Origin of the sequence: Pelomonas baiyunensis (assembly GCF_043555935.1) — a bacterium.
Taxonomy (GTDB): domain Bacteria; phylum Pseudomonadota; class Gammaproteobacteria; order Burkholderiales; family Burkholderiaceae_C; genus Pelomonas; species Pelomonas baiyunensis.
Genome location: NZ_JBIGIB010000002.1, coordinates 48,075 through 65,014, shown reverse-complemented (window position 1 = coordinate 65,014; position 16,940 = coordinate 48,075). Strand labels below are relative to the sequence as shown.

Below are 16,940 nucleotides of genomic sequence, written 5' to 3'. Positions count from 1 at the left end.
CGACGTTGCGGCGGGATGAGCGGGCGTGTGGGGTTCGTTCATAGCTTCTACCGTTCGTCGAAACTGATCACCACCCGCTCGGTCAGCGGATGCGCCTGGCAGCTGAGGATGAAGCCGGCCGCAATCTCGTCCTTGTCCAGCGCGAAGTTCTTGTCCATGCGCACCCGGCCTTCCACCAGCTTGCAGCGGCAGGTGGAGCACACGCCGCTCTTGCACGAGAACGGCACGTCCATGCCCTCGCGGGCGGCGGCGTCCAGCAGGCTGGGGTCACCGGCGTGGAACGCGATCTCGCGGGCGATGCCATCGCGAATGACCGTCACGCGGGCCTCGGGCGCATCACCCGGCTTGACTTCGTGCGGCGCGGCTTGGCCGCTCAGCGACTGCGGCGTGCCGAAGCGCTCGATGTGGATGCGCTCTGCGGGCACACCCGACCCCAGCAGCGCGGCTTCGGCCTGGTCGTTCATCTCGAACGGGCCACACACGTAGACCTGATCCACGCTGGCGGCCGGCACGGCACCGGCCAGGAAGGCGCTGAGCTTGCCGGCGTCCAGGCGGCCGCCATACAGCGGCGCGTCCACCGCCTCGCGGCTGAACACGAGGTGCAGCGACAGGCGCGTCATGAAGCGGTTCTTCAGGTCTTCCAGTTCTTCCTTGAACATCGTCGACGCGGTGCGGCGGTTCGCGTAGATCAGCGTCGCGCGCGACTGCGGCTCCCGATCCAGCAAGGCGCTGAGCAGGCTCAGGATGGGCGTGATGCCCGAGCCACCGGCGATGAACAGCACGTGGCGCCCGCCCTGCGCGGCCGGCAGCGTGAATCGGCCCTGCGGCGGGTAGGACTCGATGACATCGCCCACCTTCAGCTGCTCGTGCACCCAGGTCGAGAACGCGCCGCCGTCCACGCGCCGGATGCCGACTTTCAGCGCACGGTCAGAGCAGATGGAGTAGCTGCGGCGCAGCTCCTGGCCGGCCAGGGTGGTGCGCAGCGTGAGGTACTGGCCCGGCTCAAAGCCGAAGCCCTCGGGCGGAGCCTCGAAGCCGACAACCATCGCATCGTCGGTGTCGCGCTCGACCGAAGTCACGCGCAGGGGGTGAAAGTGGAGGGCCATAAGTCGCAGTCAGGTGGGGACGGAGCTACTCGCTTTGCTCGATCGGTCGGTCCCGCAAGGTCATCAGATGGGCTTGAAGTATTCGAAGGGCTCGCCGCACGCGATGCAACGCCAGGTGGACTTGCACGGCGTGGAGCCGAAGCGGGACAGCTGCTCGGTCTGCCCACCGCTGCAGCGCGGGCAGCGCAGTTGCGGCACCACGCGGATGGCCTGCTCCGCACTGCACTGCGGCGGCACGATGCCGTACTGCTGCAGCTTTTCGCGGCCCTCGGTCGTGATCCAGTCGGTCGTCCAGGCGGGCACGCGTTGCAGCGTCACCGTCACGGGGCCGAACTCGGCCAGCGCCGCGCGCACATCGTCGGCAATCAACTCGGTGGCCGGGCAGCCGCTGTAGGTGGGCGTGAGCACCACCTCCAGGCCCGCTGCCGTGGCCCGCAGGTCGCGCACGATGCCCAGCTCCACCAGGCTCACGGCCGGGATTTCAGGGTCGGGCACGGCGGCGAGCTTGGCGCGGGCGAGGTCCAGATTCACCACACGCCCCCGGGGTAGGCGCGCTGCAGGTGCTGCATGGTGGCCAGCAGGTGGCCCATGTGCTCGCTGTGGATGCCGTGGATGCCTTGCGGCTGCATGGCGCTGTCGCGTGGCGGCGTGAGCGTGGCCTCAGCCAACAACGTGGCCCAGCGCGCGCGCCATTCAGGCTCCAGATCGGCCCAGGCCGGGCCCACGCCCTCCACGCCGGTGGCCGCAAAAAGTTCGTTGAAGTACGGCGTCAGCACGGCGAGCGCCGCCTGCATGCGGGCTTGCGATTCGGCCGTGCCATCGCCCAGGCGCACCACCCAGTCACTGCTGTGCTGGCGGTGGTAACGCACTTCCTTCAGCGACTTGGCGGCAATGCCGGCCAGTTCGGCGTCGGCGCTGGCCTGCAGGCGCCCGTACAACAACTCCAGCCAAATCGAGACCGCCGCGTTGCGCAGCGTGGTGAACGCGAAGTCGCGGCCGCCTGCGCCGTCGCTCGGACTGGCGGCGGCGTTGGGCAACTCCACCAGCACGAGATTGCGGTAGTCGCGCTCGTCGCGCAGAAACGCCAGCTGGTCTTCATCGCGGCCGGCGCCTTCGATCTGCCCCGCGTGGGTCAGCAGCGCACGGGCCTGGCCCAGCAGGTCCAGCGCCATGTTGGACAGGGCGAGGTCTTCCTCCAGCACCGGCGCATGGCCGCACCACTCGCCCAGGCGCTGGGCGTGGATGAGGCAGCTGTCCGCCAGTTGCAGGACGTAGTTGAGGCGGGCGTCCATCACATGTGATTGAGCTCTTCAGGGAGCTCATAGAAGGTGGGATGGCGGTAGACCTTGTCATCGGCCGGCTCGAACAGGCTGCCCTTCTCGACCGGGTCGCTGGCGACGATCTGCTCGGAGCGCACGACCCAGATGCTTGTGCCTTCCTGGCGGCGGGTGTAGACGTCACGGGCCATCTGGATGGCCATGGCCGAGTCGGCCGCGTGCAGGCTGCCGCAGTGCTTGTGGTCCAGGCCCGCCTTGCTGCGGACGAACACTTCCCACAGCGGCCATTCGTTGTTGCTCATCTCGTCTCCTTCAGGCCGCCTGGGCCTTGGTGGCTTGTTTCTTGGCGTGGGCCATGGCCGCGTCGCGCACCCAGGCGCCGTCGTCCCAGGCCTTGTTGCGCGCGGCCAGGCGCTCGCGGTTGCAGGGGCCTTCGCCGCCCACCACGCGCCAGAACTCGGCCCAGTCGATGGCGCCGAAGTCGTAGCTCTCACGCTCGGCGTTCCACTTCAGGTCCGGGTCGGGCACGGTCACGCCCAGGATCTCGGCCTGCGGAATGGTCGCGTCCACGAACTTCTGGCGCAGTTGGTCGTTGGTGACGCGCTTGATGCCCCAGCGGATGCTTTGCTCGGAGTTGGGCGAATCCTTGTCCGCCGGGCCAAACATCATCAGCGCCGGCCACCACCAGCGGTTCACGGCGTCCTGCACCATGGCTTTTTGCTGGGCGGTGCCCTTTTGCATCATCACCAGCAGGCTCTCGTAGCCCTGGCGCTGGTGAAAGCTTTCCTCGCGGCACACGCGGATCATGGCCCGCGCGTACGGGGCGTACGAGCAACGGCACAGCGGCACCTGGTTCATGATGGCCGCGCCGTCCACCAGCCAGCCGATGACGCCGATGTCGGCCCAGGTCAGCGTGGGGTAGTTGAAGATGGAGCTGTACTTGGCCTTGCCGCTCAGCAGCGCCGCCGTCATCTCGTCGCGGCTGGTGCCCAGCGTCTCGGCAGCGGCATAGAGGTAGAGGCCGTGGCCGCCTTCGTCTTGCACCTTGGCCAGCAGAATCGCCTTGCGCTTGAGCGTGGGCGCGCGGGTGATCCAGTTGCCCTCGGGCAGCATGCCGACGATCTCGCTGTGCGCGTGCTGGCTGATCTGGCGCACCAACGTCTTGCGGTAGTGCTCGGGCATCCAGTCCTTGGCCTCGATGAAGTCTCCGGCATCGATGCGGGCTTCAAAGGCTTGCTCGCGGGCCAGCTCCTCGGCGCTTTTGACGACCTTGGGCTTGGCTTCCCGCGCCATCAGATCCATGGCTTGGGTGTACATGCAGGCTCCTTACTTTTTGCGTTGATCCACCACGCGGCGGGCCTTGCCCACCAGCGTGCGTTCGATGGATTCGGGGTGTTCGACGCTCACCTTGGCGCTCACGCCGATCAGGTTCTTGATGCGTTCAGCCAGGCGCTGGCCAATGCCGTCGTCGGTGGCGCCCAGCGCCAGCTCACAGCGGATGACGAGTTCGTCCAGGTGGCCGTCGCGCGTCACCACCAGCTGGTACTGGCCGCCAAGGCCCGGCTCCTGCAGCACCAGCTCCTCCACCTGCGTGGGGAAGAGGTTCACGCCGCGGATGATCAGCATGTCGTCGCTGCGGCCGACGATCTTGCCCATGCGGCGCATGCTGCGCGACGTGGGCGGCAGCAGGCGCGTGAGGTCGCGCGTGCGGTAGCGGATGACGGGCATCGCTTCCTTGGTGAGCGAGGTGAACACCAGTTCGCCCTCGCTGCCGTCGGGCAGCACCTCGCCGGTCTCGGGGTCGATGATCTCGGGGTAGAAGTGGTCTTCCCAGATGACCGGGCCGTCCTTGCTCTCGATGCATTCGTTGGCGACACCCGGGCCCATCACTTCAGACAGGCCATAGATGTCCACCGCGTCGATGCCGGCACCCTGCTCGATATCGCGCCGCATGGCCTCCGTCCAGGGCTCGGCGCCGAAGATGCCGATCTTCAGCGACGACTCGCGCGCATCCAGCCCCTGGCGGCGGAACTCCTCGATCAGCACCTGCATGTAGCTGGGCGTGACCATGATGATGTCGGGCTTGAAGTCGGTGATCAGCTGCACCTGCTTCTCGGTCTGGCCGCCGCTCATCGGGATGACCGTGCAACCCAGGCGTTCCGCGCCGTAGTGCGCGCCCAGCCCGCCGGTGAACAGGCCATAGCCGTAAGCCACGTGCACCAGATCACCCGCCCGGCCGCCCGAGGCGCGGATGGAGCGCGCGACGAGATTCGCCCAGTTGTCGATGTCTTTCAGCGTGTAGCCCACCACGGTCGGCTTGCCGGTGGTGCCCGACGACGCATGGATGCGGGCCATCTGCTCGCGCGGCACCGCGAACAGGCCGAACGGGTAGTTGGCGCGCAGGTCGTGCTTGGTGGTGAAGGGGAACTTGGAGAGGTCGGTCAGCGTCTTGAGGTCCGACGGGTGCACGCCCTTGGCATCGAACGCGGCCTTGTAGTGCGGCACGTGGTCGTAGGCGTGCTGCAGGCTCCAGCGCAGGCGCTCCAGTTGCAGGGCCTGCAACTCATCGCGGCTGGCGGTTTCGATCGGGTCCAGTTCGCCCGGCTTCGGAACGCGGATCGGGGCTTTGGCACTCATGCTTGTCCTTGATCGAAAACCTGGCGGTCACCCAGCCGGTGCGAGCGGCCGCGGAACATGGCGATCAGCTCGCCGTGCTGGTTGGTGACGGTGATGTCGTACAGGCCCGTGCGGCCGGCCAGCGAGGTCTCACTGGCGGTGGCGGTCAGCACGTCGCCCAGCTTGGCGCTCTTGACGATGTCGATGCCGAAGCCCGAAGCCACGGTCAGCGCATTGCGGCTGTTGCAGGCGAACGCGAAGGCCGAATCGGCCAGCGTGGCGATCAGCCCGCCGTGGCAGATGGCAAAGCCGTTGAGCATGTCGGCGCGCACCGTCATGGTCACCACGGCACGCCCCGGCGAAATCTCGGCCACGTGAAGCCCCAGCATGCGGCTCGCGGCGTCGTCCGCGACCATGACGTCGCGAACGCGGTCGGCAACGGCTTGCGCGTCCATCAGCGGTCCTTGAAGGCGGGCTTGCGCTTGTCCAGGAAGGCCGCAGCGCCTTCGAGGTAGTCGTAGGCAAAGCCCATCTGGCTTTGCAGCACGGCCTCACGCTGCAGGGCGGTGTCGAAGTCGAGCTTGAGCGCTTCGTCCATCGCATTGCGCGTGGCCACCAGCGCGCGGGTGGGCATGGACGCCAGCTTCTGCGCGGTGGCCATGGCGGCATCCATGAGCTCAGCGTCCGGCAGCACGCGGGAAATCAAGCCCAGGGCTTGCGCCTCCGCAGCCTTGAGCTTGTCGCCCAGCAGCGCCAATTCCAGCGCCTTGGCGCGGCCCACCAGGCGCGGCAGCAGCCAGGTGCCGCCGCAGTCCGGAATCAACCCGATCTTGGAAAACGCCTGGATGAAGCTGGCGCTCTCGGCCGCCAGCACCAGGTCGCACCCCAGCGCCAGGCTGGCGCCCGCGCCGGCCGCGACGCCATTCACCGCGGCCACCACGGGCACGGGCATGCTGCGCACGCGCCGGGCCAGCGGAATGTAGAAATGGTCCAGCAGGTGGCCGATGTCCTTGGGCGGCGTGCCGGGTTCGCGGCTGGGCGCCACGTGCGGGTCGCCCAGGTCTTGCCCGGCGCTGAAGCCGCGGCCCGCGCCGGTCAGCACCACGCAGCGCACCTCGCGGTCGTCCGCCGCCGCGTCCAGGGCCTGGCGCAGCTGGGCCAACAGGCCCGTGGTGAAGGCGTTCAGCGCCTCGGGGCGGTTCAGCCGCAGCAGGCGCACGGCGCCGTGTTGCTCGATCTGGATCAGGGAGGACATTTCGGACATGGGATTTCTCTACCGACCGGTCGGTTAATCGTAGAAGCCCCCTTGACCTGGATCAAGAGACCCGCGGGCAAACCCTAGTCCGGCGTCATGCGCACGCTGGAGGCGAGCCCGTCGGCCACTGCGGCGCGCGGCGGCACCCAGCCGGTCACGCTGCACGCGGCCGCGCCGGCAGCCAGCGCCCAGCGCAGGTGCTGCGCGGCCGGCGCTCCGGCGTCGCGCATCAGGCTGTCCAGCAAGCCGGCCAGCACGGCGTCGCCCATGTCGGCGGTGTCGCCCAGGGCGTGCGGCGGCGGCTGGCCGTGGCACTCCTGCACCCCGTGGTACAGCGTGGCGCTGCCGTCAGCCCGGGTCAGCAGCAGCCAGCCGGTGGGGTTCCAGGCCGCCATCTGAGCCAGGCCCGACCGCACATCCCCCACGCGGAACAGCCCCCGCAGGTCCGCCTCTGACAGCCGCACCAGATCAGCCATACGGCACATCAGCTCCAGCGTCTCGTCGTAGTTGGAGTCCATGGGCAGGCCGCGGTAGCCCGGGTCGTAGCTGATCAGCCGCCCTTCCCCCTTGAGCGCCTGAGCCAGCGCAATCAGCCGCCCGGCAAGCGGGCGACGCACCAGCCCCAGGCTGCCGAAATGCGCCCAGCGCAGCGCCCGCGTCCAGCCCTGCGGCAGGCCCTCGGGGCGAAAGTGCAGGTCGGCGCTGTCGTCGCCGATCAACTCCCAGTGCGGCGGCTGCACCGAGTGAAGGACCGCCAACAACGGCGCGCGCGGCAGTTGCTGCAGGAAGCGCAGGTCCAGGTTGGCATCCTGGCTGGCCTGCCACAGCGCCGTGCCGAAGGGCTCCTGACTCACCGCACCGGCAAAGGCACTCAACTGCCCGAGGCTGGACAGCGCCACCGCCACCCGCCATGGCGCGCCGGCGCAGCTGCTTCGCCAGAGGTCCGGCCCCACACGGGTGAGTTGCGTGAGGGCTTCGCCGAAGGCAACGAAGCGCGGAAGGTCGGCATGCAGTACTGCGGGCATGCGCGCCATTCAACCGGGCGGACCGGGCCGCTGGCAAGCGCAGCCGCGTGGCGGCATCCTGAAGCCTGACGATGACGGCGCCGCGCAAGTCCTGCTAAGCGCAAGGCCGCCAGCGCAGAGTGAGAATCACTGCATGAGCTCACGCGAAGTGCCCCTGACCTTCCACCCGCCCGCCGCCCCGCTGCAGGTGCCGGCGCCGGGCTGGCAGCCGGGCCCCTTGCTGGCCGACGCCTTGGGGCGGCCCCTGCGCGACCTGCGCATCTCGGTCACCGACCGGTGCAACTTCCGCTGCGGCTACTGCATGCCCAAGCAGGTGTTCGACAAACACCACCAGTTCCTGCCGCACGCCGAGCTGCTGAGCTTTGAAGAGATCACCCGTTTGGCGCGCGTGTTCGTGAGCCTGGGCGTGGAGAAACTGCGCATCACCGGCGGCGAGCCCACGCTGCGCCGCGGGCTGGACGAACTCATCCGCATGCTGGCTGCGCTGCGCAAGCCCGACGGCACCCCGCTGGACCTAACCCTCACCACCAACGGCTCCACGCTGGCCAAAAAAGCAGCGGGCCTGCGCGCGGCCGGCCTGCAACGCCTGACCGTGAGCCTGGACGGGCTGGACGACGCGGTGTTCCAGCGCATGAACGACGTCGGCTTCCCCGTGGCCGACGTGCTGGACGGCATCGCCGCCGCGCAAGCGGCCGGTCTCGGGCCGATCAAGGTCAACATGGTGGTGCAGCGCGGCGTCAACGACCACCAGATCCTGCCCATGGCGCGGTACTTCCGCGAGCACCACGGCGGCGCCGTCGTGCTGCGGTTCATCGAATACATGGACGTGGGCGCCACCAACGGCTGGCGCATGGACCAGGTGCTGCCCAGCGCCGAGGTGCAGCGGCGCATTGCCGCAGAGTTCCCGCTGACGCCGCTGTCGCCCAGCGCTGCCGGTGAAACCGCGGAGCGCTGGGCCTATGCCGACGGCCGCGGCGAGGTGGGCTTCATTTCCTCAGTCACACAGGCCTTTTGCGGCGACTGCAACCGCGCCCGGCTGTCGACCGAAGGGCGGCTCTACACCTGCTTGTTCGCCACCCGCGGCACGGACCTTCGGCACTTGCTGCGCAGCCCCGACGCGCTGGCCGACGACCAGCTGGCCGGCGCGATTGCCGGCCTGTGGGGCCAGCGGCGCGACCGCTACTCGCAACTGCGCGGCCAAGGCCAGGCGCCCAGCGGCGAGCGGCGCGTGGAAATGCACTACATCGGCGGCTGACCGTCATGGCCTGGTTCACGCCCCGCCTGCGCCGCCTCGCCCTGTGGGCCGTGGTGGCCGGTGTGGCACTGCCCTGGCTGGTCGGCGAGGCCGCCAAAGGCTTCTTTCAGCCGGGCCTGCACCCGGACCCGCACCGCTCGCAGCTGCTCATCGACTTCATCGTGGCCGGCGCTCAGCTGTTCAGCCTGAGCATGGTGCTGACCTGGCTCATCGGCTGCTGGGTGACCGCCGTGATGCAAGGCCCGCGGCAAGACGCCGACGCGTTTCCCGGCGCGCCGGGCGAGCCCCCGCCGTGACGCCCGCGCCCATCGTGGGCCTGGTGCTGGCCGGCGGCCGCGGCACGCGCATGGGCGGCGTCGACAAAGGCCTGCAACCCTGGCACGGGCGCCCGCTGGCGGCGCATGTGCTGGATGCCCTGGCGCCGCAGGTGCAGTCGCTGATGGTGAGCGCCAACCGCCACCTGGACGCTTACGCCGCGCTCGGCGTGCCCGTGCTGCCGGACCCGCCCGCTTACGCCTTTGCCGGCCCCCTGGCGGGCATGCTGGCCGGGCTGCTCGCCGTGCCCGACGACACCTGGTTGCTGACCGTTCCGTGCGACAGCCCCCAGCTGCCGTCCGACCTGGCCGCCCGCCTCTGGGCCGCTGCGCTGCCGCATGGCCTGGCCTTCGTGCAGGCCGAGCGCGAGCACCCCACCCACGCGCTGCTGCACACCCGGCACCGCGCCACGCTCGACGCGGCACTGGCGCAAGGGCAACATGCGGTGCTGCGCTGGATGCGCAGCCAGCCGCACGGCGTGGCGCAGTTCAACGCGCCCGGCGCCTTCGTCAACTTCAACCACCTGACCGACCTGCACCCGCCCGCCCATGGCTGACCTCGTTTTGCGCCCGCTGCTGGAGCCCGACCTCATGGCCTACAAGGCGCTGCGCGACGCGATGCTGGCCGGGCACCCGCAGGCCTTCACGTCAGACGCCGAAACCGAGGCCCAGCGCGACATCGCCAGCTACCGCAGCCGCCTGGCTGGGGGCAGCCAGGGCGCCACGCTGTTCACGCTGGTGGCGCTGGACGGCGCACGGCTGGTGGGCGCCATCACCTGCGAGCGCGAGCCTCGGCGCAAGGTGCAGCACGTGGCCCATCTCATCGGCATGATGGTGTCGGACACCCACCGCGGCCGGGGCATCGGCCGTGCGCTGTTGCTCGAAGCGCTGGCTCGGCTGCGGGCCACGCCGGGTCTGGCGCAGGTCACACTCAGCGTCACCGCCGGCAACCGCGCCGCCGTGGGCCTGTACGAGAGCCAGGGCTTCGTCTGCTACGGCAGCCTGCCCGACGCGGTGCGGCTACCGGACGGGCGGCAACTCACCAAGCAGTTGATGCGGCTCGGGCTCTAGCAGGTCGAACTCCACCACCAGCGCGTCCTGCACCGCCAGCAAGCCGCCGAGCACGCTGAACGGCTGCACCCCGAAGTCGGATTGCCGCACCACCGCCACGCCGTGCGCGCGGCGCCCCTGCACCTCCACCGCCAGCCACTGCCGGCGCGTCACGCCGTGCAGTTCGATCTCCACCTCCACCGCCCGCCGTGGGCCTTCGCCGCGCTGCTGCAGCGTGCGCACCACCACTTCGGGGTGCGCTTGCGCCTCCAGCGCCCGCAGCAGGTTGGCACGCGTGCCGGCTCGGGCGTCGTCGTCCACCACGCTGGCAAATGCCGGGCCCGCCGCTGCCCGCAGCTCCGGCGGGTCCACCGCCAACGCATCCAGCCGGAACCGCAGCACCGGCCCAGCCGCCGGCCACTGCACCCGCAGGTCACCCGCCCGCATCACATGGTTGTGTCCCAAATGCGCCGCCGCCCCCGCGCGGAACACCCACACCCGCAAGCCGGCGGTGGCGTCCGGCTGCGCGTTGGCGGCCGCAGCCGCCGGCGCGGCTTCCAACCGCGCCGGCGGCACGGAGGGCGTGGCCGTGCAGGCCACCAGGGTCACCAGCGCCAGGGCCGGCAACCCGTGGCGATACATCAGGCGCCAAGATGCGTGCATTTCAGGGGAATTCCTTGGAGTCAGGCCCGGTGCGGGCCACCTGGCGCGCGAAAGCCTGCACTAGCATAGCCAGCACCGCCACGCCTGGAGCCTGCCATGGCCAGCCTGTTCCGTTCTGCCCTAGACCTGATGGCGCAATACGCCGCCTACCACCGCGATCGCCGCAACATCGCCACGCATTTCGTCGGCATTCCGCTGATCGTGTTCGCGATCAGCGCGCTGCTGGCGCGTGCGGAGTTTGCGGTCGGCTCCACCCCCATGAACGCAGCCATCGTGCTGTGGGGCGTCAGCGCGGTCTGGTACCTCACGCGGGGCAACTTCATGCTGGGCGCGGCCACCACCGTGGCCAACGGTGCGCTCACCGCGCTGGCCATGATGGCCACGCAAGGCACCACCACCAGCCTGTGGCTGGCCATCGGCGTGGGCAGCTTCGTGGTGGGCTGGATCTTCCAGTTCGTGGGCCACTACTACGAAGGCCGCAAGCCCGCCTTCGTCGACGACCTCGTGGGCCTGCTCGTCGGCCCGATGTTCGTGGTGGGCGAGGCCCTGTTCATGGCCGGCTGGGGCCGCGGCCTGCTGGCTGAAATCGAGCGCCGCGTCGGCCCCACGCACCTGCGCGACCTCGCCCAGCCCGTGTGACCACGCTGCTCGTGATGGGGGCCGGCTCGGTCGGCTGCTTCGTTGGCGGGTGCTCCCAGTTGGCGGGATGCACGGTGCACTTCGTCGGCCGGCCGCGCATGCTGGCGGCCTTGCAGCAACACGGCATGCGCCTGACCGACCAGGACGGCCTGGATCGCCACCTGCCCGCCGCCCAACTGCACCTGCACGACACACCGCCCCCGGGCCTGCAGCCGGACCTGGCGTTGCTGTGCGTGAAGTCCGGCGCCACGGCCGAAGCCGCTGCGCAACTGGCCCAGGCGCTGCCCGCCGGCACGCCGGTGGTGAGCCTGCAAAACGGTGTGGGCAACACCGAGCTGGCCCGCCGTGCGGCGCCCGCCCTGCAGTGGCATGCCGGCATGGTGCCGTTCAACATTGCTGAGCTGTCGCCGGGCCATGTGCACCGCGGCACCGACGGGGCCTTGGCCGTGCAGGCACAGCCGAGTGATGCCGCGCTGCACGCCTGGCAAGCGGCCCTGGCTGCACTGCCCTTGCCGCTGAAGCTGCTGCCCGACCTGGCGCCGGTGCAATGGGCCAAGCTGCTGCTCAACCTCAACAACCCCGTGAACGCGCTCAGCGGCCTGCCGCTGCGGGCACAGTTGCTGGAGCGCGGCTACCGCCGCGTGCTGGCCGCCTTGCAGGAAGAAGCCCTGGACCTGCTGGACGCCGCCGGACGCCCCCTGGCTCGCCTGACGCCCCTGCCGCCCCGGCAACTCGTGCGCGTGCTGCGCTTACCCACCTGGCTGTTCCAGCGGCTGGCCGCCCGGATGCTGCGCATGGACGACCGTGCCCGGTCCAGCATGGCGGACGACCTGGCCCTGGGCCGCCCCACCGAAATCGATGCGCTGTGCGGCGAGGTGGTACGGCTGGCCACGCAGCTGGGCCGCGCGGCGCCCCTCAACGCCCGCATGCTCGCGCTGGTGCAGCACTGGCCCGCGCAGCCGCGCACCTACACACCGCAAGACCTGCTGCGCGCCCTGGGCACGCACTGAGCGCTGGCCCCAGACCCCCCGCAGCACCCGCCTGCACCTCGGAAAAACCGAAGCCAGCGTCAGCCCTCGGCTGGAATCACCCGCCCATCCGCTGCCGACAATGCGCGATTCACCTCGGACGGAACACGATGCTGGAACTGCTCTCCAACCCGCAAACCTGGATCGCCCTGGCGACGCTGACCGCACTGGAGCTGGTGCTGGGCATCGACAACATCATCTTCATCAGCATCCTGGTCGACAAGCTGCCCAAGGCGCGCCAGGAGGTGGCCCGTCGCATCGGCTTGTTCGCCGCGATGTTCATGCGCATCGGCCTGTTGCTGATGCTGGCCTGGATCGTGGGCATGGTGGAGCCGCTGTTCACCCTGCCCATCCTCGACAAACCGATTTCCGGCCGCGACCTCATCCTGATCGGCGGTGGCCTGTTCCTGATCTGGAAAAGCACCGGCGAGATTCACGGTTCGCTGGAAGGCGAGGACGAAGCCCACGCCAGCCCCGGTGCCAAGGCCAAGGCGGCCTTCGCGTCCATCATCTTGCAGATCATGCTGATCGACCTGGTGTTCTCGCTGGACTCCATCATCACCGCCGTGGGCATGGTGGATGACGTGCGCATCATGATCGGCGCCGTGGTGTGCTCGGTGGCCTTGATGATGCTGTTTGCCGGCCCGATCGGCCGCTTCGTGAGTGATCACCCGACCATCAAGATGCTGGCGTTGAGCTTCCTGGTGGTGGTGGGCGTGGTGCTCGTGGCCGAAGGTTTTGGCCACCACGTGCCCAAGGGCTACATCTACTTCGCGATGGCGTTCTCGCTGGGCGTCGAGATGATGAACATCAAGATGCGCAAGAACGCGGCCACCAAGGTCAAGCTGCGCCAGCAGATCCCCGGCGGCGACGACTGAGCCCGTCGCTCGGGCAGCACTTGCCGCCCTGCTGGGGCGGGGTGAACTGACCGGGGCGTCAGGTCGCCCAAATGCGCGGGGCGGCGCTGTCCAGGCGCCACAGCCGCTCGCGCCACAACGCGTGCACCTGGCGCAGGGCGCCGGTGACGGCCTCCACCTCGTCGCCCACCACGCGAACGATCAACACGGCACCGCCGGCCAAGGCCAGGTGGGTGGCGCCGGCATGCGGCACCGCCGCCAGCAGCGCGCGGGCGTCATCCAGCAAGCCCGGCGCTTCGGGCAGCGGCACCGTCTGCGCATAGGCGAGCGTGCCCAACACACGGTGACCGGCCAGGCCGCACGGGCCATCCAGCAGCGCATGGTCAGCCGCGTCCAGGCGGCCGCGATCCAACCACAGACCGGCGATTTCCAGATGCTGCAGCAGCCGCCCCCGCACGTAGGGCTCACCCGCGGCCGGCAGGCCCAGGCCCAGCACCTCGCTGGCGAACAGGCTGGCACCCGGGGCCAGGCGCAGCCGCACCTCGTTGCGCGCGTCGCAGGCCGGGTAGGCCAGCGTCTCTTGCGGCAGCCATTCCAGACGCGCGCCCGCGCCCACCCGCGCCTGCACCACCTGCGCGGCTTCGCCGGCGTTGGAGCGGTAAAAGCGCGTGGCGGCCGGCGTCGTGACGAGCAGATGTGCGCCCGGCTGCACATCCAACTCGATGTCCAGCCGGTCCCCGCCCACAAGCCCGCCTGGCGGATGCACCAGCACCGCATGCGCCACGCCCGGCCCTTCCGGGTAAAGCGTTTTGAGCAGCCGCAACGGGCCGTCGTGCCGGGCGTGCAGCCGGGTGGCGGCGCCGTCGCGCGTGGCGTTCAGGGCCAGGCGTGCCGGCCAGCGAACCGCGTCAGCCAACCAGCAGGCCCTTCTTTTCGATGAAGTCGACCACCTCGGCCAGCCCTTCACGGGTTTTGAGGTTGGTCATGACCCAGGGCTTGACCGGCCGCATGCGCGCGGTGTCGCTGCGCATGATGTCCAGGTCCGCGCCCACATGCGGGGCCAGGTCGGTCTTGTTGATGACGAACAGGTCGCTCTTGGTGATGCCGGGGCCGCCCTTGCGCGGGATCTTCTCGCCGGCGGCCACGTCGATCACGTAGATGGTGAGGTCCGACAGTTCGGGGCTGAAGGTGGCGGCCAGGTTGTCACCGCCACTTTCCACGAACACGATGTCGGCGTTCGGGAACTTCTCCAGCATGCGGTCCACCGCTTCGAGGTTGATGGAACAGTCCTCGCGGATGGCGGTGTGCGGGCAGCCGCCGGTCTCCACGCCCATGATGCGTTCGGGCTCCAACGCGCCGGCCACGGTCAACAGGCGCTGGTCTTCCTTGGTGTAGATGTCGTTGGTGACGACCACCAGGTCCCAGCGCTCACGCATGGTCTTGCAGAGCATTTCCACCAAGGTGGTTTTGCCCGACCCCACCGGCCCGCCCACGCCCACGCGCAGCGGCGGCAGCGTCTTGGTTCGGTTCGGGATGGCGTGGAGTTGCGCGGGGTGGACAGTCATGAGCGGAACAAGCGGGAATATTGAGTTTCGTGACGGGCGCCGTGGATGCCCAGCAGCGGGGCAAACGCCAGCGGCTCGGGCTGTGCCAGCGCCTGGGCCACGGCCTCCGGAATGGCATGCACGAGCCGTGCCAACAGCCGCTGCCCGGCCGTTTGGCCCAGGGGCACACAGCGCACGGCGGCCTGCATCAGGTTTTCGGCCCAGCCGAAGGCGATGGCCTGCAACGCGGCCTCCAGCGGCGCTTGGCGCGCAGCGGCCACCGCGCCCATCACCACGGGCCAGGTCGGCGCTGGGCTGAGCGCTTGCAGCAGCGGCAGCACGGGGGAGCCCGGCAGCAGCGACTGCATCCACACCACGAGGCTGCGGCCCATCTGCTGCACCTGCTGCAGGCTTTCGGCCGTCTCGCGGGTTTGCAGCACCCAGGCGTTCAGCGCCGCCAGCCGCTCGCCGTCCAGCGCCAGCGCGGCGGCATGGGCGCCCGCTGCCACGGGCAACTCCGCACGGGCCTGCACCAAGGCCAGTTGATTCAGCAGCCAGTCGCCCGCCGAGGTTTCATCCGTCACCACACCGGCATCCACGGCGGCTTCCAGGCCCTCGGAGTAGCTGAAGCCACCCACCGGCAGCGCCGGGCTGGCCAGCCAAAGCAAGTGCAGCAGCGCGGGGGGCGTGGGCGTCATGTGCGGTGGTTGGCCGTCAGAAGTTGAACCCGATGCCCAGGCCGACGGAGCGCACCGTCACGCCCTGACGGGCGGCGTTGGGTGACTCGCGCAGGTCGGCGCGCGTGACGTCCAGGTTGGCACTGGCACTCCAGTGCGGGCTGATCTGCCACACGAGGCCCAGCCCCGCGTAGGGGTTGAACGAGGTGGTGGTGATGGTGCCGGGGTTGCGCCCGGCCAGGCCCACGGCGGGCTGCAGGCGCAACTCGTTGGAACTGCCGCCCAGCCGCGCCCAGGCGCTGAAGCTGTCGGTCAGGGGAATGGCGTAGGCCGTGCCCAGGCCGAAACCGGTGAACTCGGCCGAGTAGTTGGCTCCCAGCACACCCCAGTCCGCCGCGATGCGGCTGTAGGTCACCTCGAAGGCCCAGCCATTGCCCAGGCGGTGCCCAGCGCGGAGCACGCTGCTGGCGTCCACACGGCTGCACGGGGTGTTGGCCGGGCAGTTCAGCCCGACCTTGCCCGTGCCCACCGAAGCGCTCAAGTAGGTGGCGCCCGCCAGGTTGGGCGACTGCGCCCAGACGGTGCTGGGCAGCAACGCAACGGCCAGCGCTGCGAGCGAGGTGAGGGCCAAGGGACGGATGGATGTCATGGGAGTCAACGGCCTGAAACGCGGCCGCCCGTGCGGCCCGCGCGCCGGATGCTAATGCAGCAAATCGGCGGCACCAGCCGTCATGCCGGCGGGCGGTTTCAGTGGTCGTGCCCGCAGCCGGGGCCGTGCACATGCCCCTCGTGCCCATGGCCGTCATGCGCCTTCACCGGAATGCCCACCGGCTTGCCCGACCGGGCCGGCAAGGCGGGCGCATGCCCGTGCGCCGCATGCGGCTCATGGGTGTGGTGCGCGTGCCCGCACGCGGGGCCATGCTCATGTACATGCTCGTGTCCATGGTCGTGGCCGTGTTCGTGGTGCGCATGACCACAGGCGTGCCCCGGCTCGTCATGGGCATGAGCATGGGCGTGGCCATGGTCGTGACTGTGGTCGTGTCCATGCCCATGGCCCGCCCCGTCGCCATAAGCCCCGCCCTCCGGCTCGAACGCCGCGTGCGTCTCGGTCACGATCAGGTGCTGACGGCGCAGCATGTCGGCCAGCACCGGGTCGGGCTCGAACTGCAGCACGTCGGCCTGCACCTCCAGCGGCACGTGGCGGTTGCCCAGGTGGTAGGCGGCGCGCAGCAGGTCCAGCGGCTGGCCGTGCGCGGCGCACACGCGCACCTGCATCACCGGCTGCGGCGCGGCCAGCACCCGCACCAGGGAGCCGTCCGACACCACCATCACATCGCCCCCGCGCACCGCGGTGCCGCGCGGCAGGAACACCGCCAAGCGGCGCCCGGCACTGTCGGTGGCCTCGAAGCGGCTTTTCTGGCGCACATCCCAATCCAGCTCCACCTGGGTGGCCCGTTTGAGCAACACGGATGCGAGGCCATGGCCCCGCGCAATGATCTTGTCGACGGTCAGCATCCCGCGATTGTGCGACTTCCCCCGGGCGTGTCCCGAGGCCGGGTGACTATCCACGCCGACCCAAAAAACTGATACTTCATCACAAATACAAACGATATCCGTTGGGTCCGCAAACTGCA

The 16,940-nt window shown here is 69.7% G+C and carries 22 protein-coding genes; 7 read left to right on the top strand and 15 right to left on the bottom strand.

Annotation, left to right across the window (positions count from 1 at the left end; genetic code table 11):
* Positions 1–47: 47 nt before the first annotated feature.
* The 9 genes from paaE to ACG01O_RS06640 all read right to left on the bottom strand — a co-directional run bounded on the left by paaE (position 48) and on the right by ACG01O_RS06640 (position 7,279).
* Positions 48–1,106: a 1,2-phenylacetyl-CoA epoxidase subunit PaaE gene (paaE, locus tag ACG01O_RS06680; protein ID WP_394382702.1), complete on the bottom strand. Its 1,059-nt coding sequence runs from the start codon at positions 1,104–1,106 to the stop codon at positions 48–50.
* A 63-nt stretch (positions 1,107–1,169) separates the two neighbouring features.
* Positions 1,170–1,640 (bottom strand): 1,2-phenylacetyl-CoA epoxidase subunit PaaD, encoded by a 471-nt coding sequence (gene paaD / locus ACG01O_RS06675; RefSeq protein ID WP_394382700.1) that lies wholly within the window; start codon positions 1,638–1,640, stop codon positions 1,170–1,172.
* Positions 1,634–2,398: a 1,2-phenylacetyl-CoA epoxidase subunit PaaC gene (paaC, locus tag ACG01O_RS06670; RefSeq protein WP_394382697.1), complete on the bottom strand. Its 765-nt coding sequence runs from the start codon at positions 2,396–2,398 to the stop codon at positions 1,634–1,636. Before paaC ends, paaD begins: the two co-directional genes overlap by 7 nt.
* Positions 2,398–2,685 carry a 1,2-phenylacetyl-CoA epoxidase subunit PaaB gene (gene paaB, locus ACG01O_RS06665; protein WP_394382695.1) on the bottom strand — a complete coding sequence of 96 codons (288 nt, stop codon included), beginning with the start codon at positions 2,683–2,685 and terminating at the stop codon, positions 2,398–2,400. The genes paaC and paaB overlap by 1 nt, the downstream gene beginning before the upstream one ends.
* A 10-nt stretch (positions 2,686–2,695) precedes the next feature.
* Positions 2,696–3,700 carry a 1,2-phenylacetyl-CoA epoxidase subunit PaaA gene (paaA, locus tag ACG01O_RS06660; protein WP_394382691.1) on the bottom strand — a complete coding sequence of 335 codons (1,005 nt, stop codon included), beginning with the start codon at positions 3,698–3,700 and terminating at the stop codon, positions 2,696–2,698.
* 9 nt (positions 3,701–3,709) lie between these two features.
* On the bottom strand, positions 3,710–5,020 hold the full coding sequence (gene paaK / locus ACG01O_RS06655; protein ID WP_394382688.1) for a phenylacetate--CoA ligase PaaK: 1,311 nt from the start codon (positions 5,018–5,020) through the stop codon (positions 3,710–3,712).
* Positions 5,017–5,454 carry a hydroxyphenylacetyl-CoA thioesterase PaaI gene (paaI, locus tag ACG01O_RS06650; protein WP_394382685.1) on the bottom strand — a complete coding sequence of 146 codons (438 nt, stop codon included), beginning with the start codon at positions 5,452–5,454 and terminating at the stop codon, positions 5,017–5,019. The genes paaK and paaI overlap by 4 nt, the downstream gene beginning before the upstream one ends.
* Positions 5,454–6,263 carry an enoyl-CoA hydratase-related protein gene (locus ACG01O_RS06645; RefSeq protein WP_394382683.1) on the bottom strand — a complete coding sequence of 270 codons (810 nt, stop codon included), beginning with the start codon at positions 6,261–6,263 and terminating at the stop codon, positions 5,454–5,456. The genes paaI and ACG01O_RS06645 overlap by 1 nt, the downstream gene beginning before the upstream one ends.
* A 74-nt stretch (positions 6,264–6,337) precedes the next feature.
* Complete coding sequence (locus ACG01O_RS06640) at positions 6,338–7,279, bottom strand: PfkB family carbohydrate kinase (protein WP_394382680.1); 942 nt, start codon at positions 7,277–7,279, stop codon at positions 6,338–6,340.
* 133 nt (positions 7,280–7,412) lie between these two features.
* Here ACG01O_RS06640 and moaA point away from each other — a divergent pair, with 133 nt between their 5' ends.
* The 4 genes from moaA to ACG01O_RS06620 are packed head-to-tail and all read left to right on the top strand — an operon-like array spanning position 7,413 to position 9,919.
* The gene (gene moaA / locus ACG01O_RS06635; protein WP_394382677.1) at positions 7,413–8,534 is read left to right on the top strand and encodes a GTP 3',8-cyclase MoaA; all 1,122 of its coding nucleotides are present in this window, start codon (positions 7,413–7,415) and stop codon (positions 8,532–8,534) included.
* Positions 8,535–8,539: 5 nt separating this feature from the next.
* On the top strand, positions 8,540–8,830 hold the full coding sequence (locus tag ACG01O_RS06630) for a hypothetical protein (RefSeq protein ID WP_394382676.1): 291 nt from the start codon (positions 8,540–8,542) through the stop codon (positions 8,828–8,830).
* Entirely contained in the window at positions 8,827–9,405 is a 579-nt protein-coding gene (mobA, locus tag ACG01O_RS06625; protein WP_394382674.1) for a molybdenum cofactor guanylyltransferase MobA, read from the top strand. Before ACG01O_RS06630 ends, mobA begins: the two co-directional genes overlap by 4 nt.
* Positions 9,398–9,919 carry a GNAT family N-acetyltransferase gene (locus ACG01O_RS06620; RefSeq protein ID WP_394382673.1) on the top strand — a complete coding sequence of 174 codons (522 nt, stop codon included), beginning with the start codon at positions 9,398–9,400 and terminating at the stop codon, positions 9,917–9,919. The genes mobA and ACG01O_RS06620 overlap by 8 nt, the downstream gene beginning before the upstream one ends.
* Here the strand turns inward: ACG01O_RS06620 and ACG01O_RS06615 are convergent.
* Positions 9,869–10,561: a YceI family protein gene (locus ACG01O_RS06615; RefSeq protein ID WP_394382671.1), complete on the bottom strand. Its 693-nt coding sequence runs from the start codon at positions 10,559–10,561 to the stop codon at positions 9,869–9,871. The two genes, ACG01O_RS06620 and ACG01O_RS06615, sit on opposite strands and share 51 nt — an antisense overlap.
* A gap of 96 nt (positions 10,562–10,657) precedes the next feature.
* Here ACG01O_RS06615 and ACG01O_RS06610 point away from each other — a divergent pair, with 96 nt between their 5' ends.
* From ACG01O_RS06610 to ACG01O_RS06600, 3 genes are all read left to right on the top strand, one after another.
* Entirely contained in the window at positions 10,658–11,200 is a 543-nt protein-coding gene (locus ACG01O_RS06610) for an Mpo1 family 2-hydroxy fatty acid dioxygenase (protein ID WP_394382669.1), read from the top strand.
* Complete coding sequence (locus ACG01O_RS06605) at positions 11,197–12,210, top strand: 2-dehydropantoate 2-reductase (RefSeq protein ID WP_394382667.1); 1,014 nt, start codon at positions 11,197–11,199, stop codon at positions 12,208–12,210. Before ACG01O_RS06610 ends, ACG01O_RS06605 begins: the two co-directional genes overlap by 4 nt.
* Positions 12,211–12,338: 128 nt before the next feature.
* Complete coding sequence (locus tag ACG01O_RS06600; RefSeq protein WP_394382665.1) at positions 12,339–13,106, top strand: TerC family protein; 768 nt, start codon at positions 12,339–12,341, stop codon at positions 13,104–13,106.
* Between the two features lie 58 nt (positions 13,107–13,164).
* Here the strand turns inward: ACG01O_RS06600 and ACG01O_RS06595 are convergent, their stop codons facing one another.
* From ACG01O_RS06595 to ureE, 5 genes are all read right to left on the bottom strand, one after another.
* Entirely contained in the window at positions 13,165–14,001 is an 837-nt protein-coding gene (locus tag ACG01O_RS06595; RefSeq protein WP_394382662.1) for an urease accessory protein UreD, read from the bottom strand.
* Entirely contained in the window at positions 13,994–14,650 is a 657-nt protein-coding gene (ureG, locus tag ACG01O_RS06590; protein ID WP_394382660.1) for an urease accessory protein UreG, read from the bottom strand. Before ureG ends, ACG01O_RS06595 begins: the two co-directional genes overlap by 8 nt.
* Positions 14,647–15,327 (bottom strand): urease accessory protein UreF, encoded by a 681-nt coding sequence (locus ACG01O_RS06585; protein ID WP_394382658.1) that lies wholly within the window; start codon positions 15,325–15,327, stop codon positions 14,647–14,649. Before ACG01O_RS06585 ends, ureG begins: the two co-directional genes overlap by 4 nt.
* Before the next feature lie 16 nt (positions 15,328–15,343).
* Positions 15,344–15,955: an outer membrane beta-barrel protein gene (locus ACG01O_RS06580; protein WP_394382656.1), complete on the bottom strand. Its 612-nt coding sequence runs from the start codon at positions 15,953–15,955 to the stop codon at positions 15,344–15,346.
* Positions 15,956–16,053: 98 nt separating this feature from the next.
* Positions 16,054–16,821, bottom strand: a complete 768-nt coding sequence (gene ureE / locus ACG01O_RS06575; RefSeq protein WP_394382654.1) for an urease accessory protein UreE — start codon at positions 16,819–16,821, stop codon at positions 16,054–16,056.
* Positions 16,822–16,940 lie beyond the last annotated feature (119 nt).

Bases quoted from the DNA above. Each gene is read 5' to 3' on its own strand.
- ACG01O_RS06640 (WP_394382680.1), bottom strand. From the start codon at position 7,279: ATGCCCGCAGTACTGCATGCCGACCTTCCGCGCTTCGTTGCCTTCGGC.
- ACG01O_RS06645 (WP_394382683.1), bottom strand. From the start codon at position 6,263: ATGTCCGAAATGTCCTCCCTGATCCAGATCGAGCAACACGGCGCCGTG.
- ACG01O_RS06600 (WP_394382665.1), top strand. From the start codon at position 12,339: ATGCTGGAACTGCTCTCCAACCCGCAAACCTGGATCGCCCTGGCGACG.
- ACG01O_RS06615 (WP_394382671.1), bottom strand. From the start codon at position 10,561: ATGCACGCATCTTGGCGCCTGATGTATCGCCACGGGTTGCCGGCCCTG.
- paaE (WP_394382702.1), bottom strand. From the start codon at position 1,106: ATGGCCCTCCACTTTCACCCCCTGCGCGTGACTTCGGTCGAGCGCGAC.
- paaI (WP_394382685.1), bottom strand. From the start codon at position 5,454: ATGGACGCGCAAGCCGTTGCCGACCGCGTTCGCGACGTCATGGTCGCG.
- paaC (WP_394382697.1), bottom strand. From the start codon at position 2,398: ATGGACGCCCGCCTCAACTACGTCCTGCAACTGGCGGACAGCTGCCTC.
- ureE (WP_394382654.1), bottom strand. From the start codon at position 16,821: ATGCTGACCGTCGACAAGATCATTGCGCGGGGCCATGGCCTCGCATCC.
- ACG01O_RS06580 (WP_394382656.1), bottom strand. From the start codon at position 15,955: ATGACATCCATCCGTCCCTTGGCCCTCACCTCGCTCGCAGCGCTGGCC.
- paaB (WP_394382695.1), bottom strand. From the start codon at position 2,685: ATGAGCAACAACGAATGGCCGCTGTGGGAAGTGTTCGTCCGCAGCAAG.
- ACG01O_RS06630 (WP_394382676.1), top strand. From the start codon at position 8,540: ATGGCCTGGTTCACGCCCCGCCTGCGCCGCCTCGCCCTGTGGGCCGTG.
- paaK (WP_394382688.1), bottom strand. From the start codon at position 5,020: ATGAGTGCCAAAGCCCCGATCCGCGTTCCGAAGCCGGGCGAACTGGAC.
- moaA (WP_394382677.1), top strand. From the start codon at position 7,413: ATGAGCTCACGCGAAGTGCCCCTGACCTTCCACCCGCCCGCCGCCCCG.
- ACG01O_RS06620 (WP_394382673.1), top strand. From the start codon at position 9,398: ATGGCTGACCTCGTTTTGCGCCCGCTGCTGGAGCCCGACCTCATGGCC.
- ureG (WP_394382660.1), bottom strand. From the start codon at position 14,650: ATGACTGTCCACCCCGCGCAACTCCACGCCATCCCGAACCGAACCAAG.
- ACG01O_RS06585 (WP_394382658.1), bottom strand. From the start codon at position 15,327: ATGACGCCCACGCCCCCCGCGCTGCTGCACTTGCTTTGGCTGGCCAGC.
- ACG01O_RS06610 (WP_394382669.1), top strand. From the start codon at position 10,658: ATGGCCAGCCTGTTCCGTTCTGCCCTAGACCTGATGGCGCAATACGCC.
- paaA (WP_394382691.1), bottom strand. From the start codon at position 3,700: ATGTACACCCAAGCCATGGATCTGATGGCGCGGGAAGCCAAGCCCAAG.